This window comes from Stenotrophomonas sp. 2YAF22, from assembly GCF_052114665.1.
Classification (GTDB): Bacteria; Pseudomonadota; Gammaproteobacteria; order Xanthomonadales; family Xanthomonadaceae; genus Stenotrophomonas; species Stenotrophomonas indicatrix.
Window position 1 is genome coordinate 1 of sequence record NZ_JBFRFE010000507.1, and the last position, 3,217, is coordinate 3,217.

The 3,217-nt window shown below is 67.5% G+C and carries 4 protein-coding genes; 3 read left to right on the forward strand and 1 reads right to left on the reverse strand.

What is annotated here, in order from left to right:
• Positions 1-626, reverse strand: a 626-nt coding sequence (locus AB4Y84_RS17255; protein WP_442250525.1) for an NAD(P)-dependent oxidoreductase, incomplete at its 3' end; no start/stop codon positions are given.
• A 106-nt stretch (positions 627-732) separates the two neighbouring features.
• Here AB4Y84_RS17255 and AB4Y84_RS17260 point away from each other — a divergent pair.
• Genes AB4Y84_RS17260 through gph form a run of 3 tightly spaced genes read left to right on the forward strand, consistent with a single transcriptional unit; the run spans position 733 to position 3,157 of the window.
• Positions 733-1,662 carry a LysR family transcriptional regulator gene (locus AB4Y84_RS17260; protein ID WP_394198609.1) on the forward strand — a complete coding sequence of 310 codons (930 nt, stop codon included), beginning with the start codon at positions 733-735 and terminating at the stop codon, positions 1,660-1,662.
• The gene (locus AB4Y84_RS17265; RefSeq protein ID WP_312111296.1) at positions 1,659-2,450 is read left to right on the forward strand and encodes a class I SAM-dependent methyltransferase; all 792 of its coding nucleotides are present in this window, start codon (positions 1,659-1,661) and stop codon (positions 2,448-2,450) included. Before AB4Y84_RS17260 ends, AB4Y84_RS17265 begins: the two co-directional genes overlap by 4 nt.
• 50 nt (positions 2,451-2,500) lie before the next feature.
• The gene (gene gph, locus AB4Y84_RS17270) at positions 2,501-3,157 is read left to right on the forward strand and encodes a phosphoglycolate phosphatase (RefSeq protein WP_442250526.1); all 657 of its coding nucleotides are present in this window, start codon (positions 2,501-2,503) and stop codon (positions 3,155-3,157) included.
• Positions 3,158-3,217: the final 60 nt, after the last annotated feature.

Here is a 3,217-nt window from a genome sequence, read left to right on the forward strand (position 1 = left end):
GTGATGATCTGCTTCGGGTACTTGCGCGCTTCCAGTTCGGCGACGAACGCGGCGCCGTAGTCGGCGTAGCTGATGCGGCTGTGGCCGTTGGCATCGGCGAGGAACGCCTTGGGCTGCACGCGGTACTGCCCACGCTCTTCACCCGGGCCAATTTCGGCCGCCGGCGAGAAGAAGGTCCAGTCCAGGTCATCCACCGCCTGCAGGCGGTTGAACGCTTCACGGTGGGCCAGCGCGTAGGGCTTGTAGGCATCCGGGAAGGTGGGGGTGTCGACCAGTTGCACGCCGGGGGCGACTTCCAGGCTGCCGGCGCCGCCGACCACGACCAGGCGCGGCACGTTGGCCTTGCGGGCGGCGTTGGCCAGCTGTGCGGCAACCTCGCCGACGCGACCGATGTCGTCGCCCGGGCGCGGGCCGTAGGCGCTGGCCAGCACATCGTGGCCGGTGATGGCGGCGACCAGGGCGTCCTGGTCATCCAGCGAGGCGATGACCGGATGGGCGCCTGCCAGCTCGGCCGGCAGGTCCTGCGCGCTGCGCACGATGACGGTCAGTTGATGGCCGTTGGCCAGCGCGTGGCGGGCGATCTGGCGGCCGATGTTGCCGGTGGCACCGACGAGGGCGATCTTCATGGCAGGACTCCGTGGGGGTGGTGGTTGGGAATGGGGCCACTGTAGGTCGCTGCAGTCGCTCGAAAAACAGCGTATAACGCGCTTGTTTGTTGCATGGATCGAGCAGATGGACCGATTGACCGCCATGACCGTATTCGTCGAAGTTGCCGAGCGCGGCAGCCTGACCGCCGCCGCCGAGGTGCTGGACATGTCCAGGGCCATGGTCAGCCGCTACCTGGCCGAGGTGGAGGGCTGGCTGGGTGCGCGGCTGCTGCACCGGACCACGCGGCGGGTGAGCCTGACCGGGGCCGGTGAAGCCGCGCTGGCGCGTTTCCGGCAGATGCTGGCGATCGGCGAGGAACTGCAGGGGGAGCTGGCCAGCGACGATCCCGAGCCACACGGCACGCTGCGCATCACCGCCAGCGTGTCGTTCGGGCAGAGCCATCTGGCGCGTGCGGTGGCCGCCTTCGTGCAGCGCCATCCGGCCGCACGCATCGAACTGCTGCTGGTCGACCGTATGGTCAACCTGGTGGAGGAGCGCGTCGACCTGGCCGTGCGCATCGCGCGGCAGATCGACCCCAGCCTGATCGCACGTCGTTTGGCGATCTGCCGTTCGGTGCTGTGCGCGACGCCGGCCTACCTGCAGGCGCGTGGCACGCCGACCGCGCCCGAACATCTCGCCGCGCACAATTGCCTGACCCATCACTACGTCGGCAAAAGCCTGTGGCAGCTGCATCGCGAAGGACGCTCGTTGTCGGTGGCGGTGGGCGGCAACATCAGTGCCAATGAAGCATCGCTGTTGCTGGAGGCGGTGCGCGCCAATGCCGGTATTGCCATGTTGCCGACCTACCAGGTCGCACCGTTGCTGCGCAGTGGCGAACTGATCGAACTGCTGCCCGAGTACAGCCTGGACGAGCTGGGCATTCATGCCGTGTACGCCTCGCGCCGGCAACAGCCCGTTATCATGCGGCGATTCCTGGATTTCCTCGCCGAGTGCTTCGCCAGCCCGGCCTTCCAGGATCTGGACTGGCGCCCTTCGGGCAAGGAGAACACATGAACCATGGACAGGCGTTGATCGACCACAACCGTGCTGCCTGGGACCGCCAGGCCAGCGAGGTGCGCGAGTGGTCGCGACCGGTGGATGCCGAAACGATTGCCGCCGCACGCGAAGGACGCTGGCAGGTACACCTGACACCGCGTGCGTTGCCGCTGGATTGGCTGGGCGATGTGCGTGGCAGGCGCATCCTGTGCCTGGCCTCGGCCGGTGGCCAACAGGCACCCGTGCTTGCCGCGGCAGGCGCTGAGGTGACCGTGTTCGACCTTTCCGACGGGCAGCTGGCACAGGACCGCGCCGTCGCCGACCGCGATGGTCTGTCGCTGCGCACCGTGCAGGGTGACATGCGTGATCTGCAGGCCTTTGCCAACGACAGCTTCGATGTGGTGTTCCATCCCATCTCGAACCTGTACGTGCCCGACGTGCGTCCGGTGTGGGCCGAGTGCCGCCGGGTGCTGGCACGCGATGGCCTGCTGATGGCCAGCTTCTACAATCCGGTGGTGTTCGTTGCTGCGCGTGATGCACAGCTGAGCGAGCAGGGCCTGATCCGCCCGCAGTACGCGATTCCCTATTCCGACCTGGAAGACCTGGAGCCCGCCGCGCGCGAGGCCAAGCTGGCCCGTGGCGAAGCGCTGACATTCGGCCACAGCCTGGGGGATCTGATCGCCGGGCAGCTGGATGCGGGGTTCGTCATCGACCGCTTCATGGAAGACTGGCAGCCGCAGCCGCGCTTCCTGATCGACCGTTACCTGCCGACCTTCCTGGCCACCCGCGCACGCCGGATCGGCTGAAGACGCGGGCGTACAATGGACGGCCCCACGTTGCACGAGTGAGCCGTCCCTTGTCGTATCCCTATCCGCTGGTCGTGTTCGACCTCGATGGCACGCTGGTCGACAGCGCCGCCGATATCGCCGAAGCACTGAACCGCACGCTGGAAGACATCGGCCTGGCGCGCGTACCCGAAGCCACCGTGCTGGGCTGGATCGGCGACGGCGTGCGCCGGCTGGTCGAACAGGCCGTGCAGGCCGCCGGGCGTCAGATCGATCTGGCAGCGGTGATGCCGACCTTCATGGTCCATTACCGCGAATGCCTGCTGCGCAGCCCGCAGCKGTTCGCTGGCGTAGTGGATGCGCTGGCGCAGTTGCGTGCGTTGAAGGTGCCGCTGGCCATCTGCACCAACAAGCCGGTCGCGCTGGTGCCGCCGTTGCTGCAGCACCTGGGTATCGCCAACGCCTTTGCGCTGGTGCTGGGTGGTGATTCGCTGCCGCAGCGCAAGCCCAGTGGTGAGCCGTTGCGGCATATCGCCGCGCACTTCGAAGTGCCCGTCGATGCGTGCCTGATGGTTGGCGATTCGCTCACCGACTATCGTGCTGCCGAGGACGCCGGCATGCCGATCGCGCTGGTGCGCTACGGCTATCCGCGAGGACTGGACCTGGAAAAGGCGCACGCGGTAGCGGTGATTGACGACCTGCGCGAGCTGCCGGGGCTGCAGGGCTGACGCAACGGTAGTGCCGGCCGTTGGCCGGCACCCCGTGACGCGCTGCCGAAGGTCATGATG

What these genes read in the sequence shown, in the direction of transcription:
- AB4Y84_RS17260 (WP_394198609.1), top strand. Translation starts at nt 733, where the DNA reads ATGGACCGATTGACCGCCATGACCGTATTCGTCGAAGTTGCCGAGCGC.
- AB4Y84_RS17265 (WP_312111296.1), top strand. Translation starts at nt 1,659, where the DNA reads ATGAACCATGGACAGGCGTTGATCGACCACAACCGTGCTGCCTGGGAC.